This window comes from Xanthobacter sp. BG11Y11_SDJG, from assembly GCF_057364445.1.
Genome location: NZ_JBNFNU010000709.1, coordinates 1 through 1,164, shown reverse-complemented (window position 1 = coordinate 1,164; position 1,164 = coordinate 1). Strand labels below are relative to the sequence as shown.

The following is a 1,164-nucleotide window of genomic DNA, read 5'->3' as shown; positions in this document are numbered from 1 at the left end:
CACCCGGCTGCGCAGCAGCTCGCGGACGAGCAGGCGCGCCTCGCCGCACTCCAGGAGGAGCTGCGCGGCGCCCTGGCGCTGGAACGCACCCTTGCCGCCCACACGCTCGGCGCGCGCATCTGCGCCCGCTACCAGGCGGAGAAGGCGGCGCGCGGGCTGCTCGACTTCGACGACCTGATCCAGAAGGCGTCGGGCCTGCTGAACGCCGTGCCGGCCTCCTTCGTCCATTTCAAGCTCGACCAGGGCATCGACCATATCCTGGTGGACGAGGCGCAGGATACCAGCCCCGCGCAGTGGAAGGTGGTGGAGGGGCTGACCTCCGACTTCTTCTCCGGCGCCGGCGCGCGCGAGAGCGTCACCCGCACCGTGTTCGTGGTGGGCGACGAGAAGCAGTCGATCTTCTCGTTCCAGGGCGCCGAGCCGGCGGCGTTCGGCGGCATGCGCGCGACGTTTGAGCAGAAGGCGGGGAGCGAGCGCTTCGCCCGCGTCGAGCTGCCCCATTCCTTCCGCTCCGCGCCTGGCGTCCTGGAGGCGGTGGACGCTGTGTTCAAAAGCGAGACCGCCCATCGCGGCCTGACGCTGGAGAATGTCGCCCCCGCCCACGCTCCCATCCGCGCCGACGCGCCCGCCCTCGTGGAGGTGTGGCCCACCACCACGCCGGAGCCGAAGCCGGAGGTGGACGACTGGCGCCGGCCGCTCGACGCGGTCGCCACCGACGACCCGGTGAACGCCCTCGCCGTCCGCATCGCCCGCTTCGTGCAGGCGGCGGTGGCGCAGGGCATCGCCGTGCCCTCGCGCCAGGCCCGGCCGCTGAAGGCGGGCGACGTGCTGGTCCTGGTGCGGCGGCGCGGCAAGATCTTCGAGGCGGTGATCCGGGCGCTGAAGGAACTGGGCGATCCCCGCGTCGGCGTCGCCGGGGCGGACCGCCTCGTGGTGGCGCAGCACATCGCCGCCATGGACCTGATGGCGCTCGCCGACGCGCTGCTCTCGCCCGAGGACGACCTCGCGCTCGCTTCGGTGCTCAAGAGCCCGCTGTTCGGCTTCACCGACGACGATTTGATGGCCTGGTGCCCCGGACGCGACGGCCGGCTCATGGATGCCCTCGCGGCCCATGCCGCCACCGCCCCCCGGCTCGGCGCAGGCGCTCGCGCGGCTGGAGCGTGG

At 73.2% G+C, this 1,164-nt stretch carries 1 protein-coding gene; it reads left to right on the top strand.

Annotation, left to right across the window (positions count from 1 at the left end):
- Positions 1-1,164 (top strand): UvrD-helicase domain-containing protein (locus AC2W7M_RS25960; protein ID WP_486136025.1); only part of this gene is annotated, 1,164 nt, incomplete at both ends.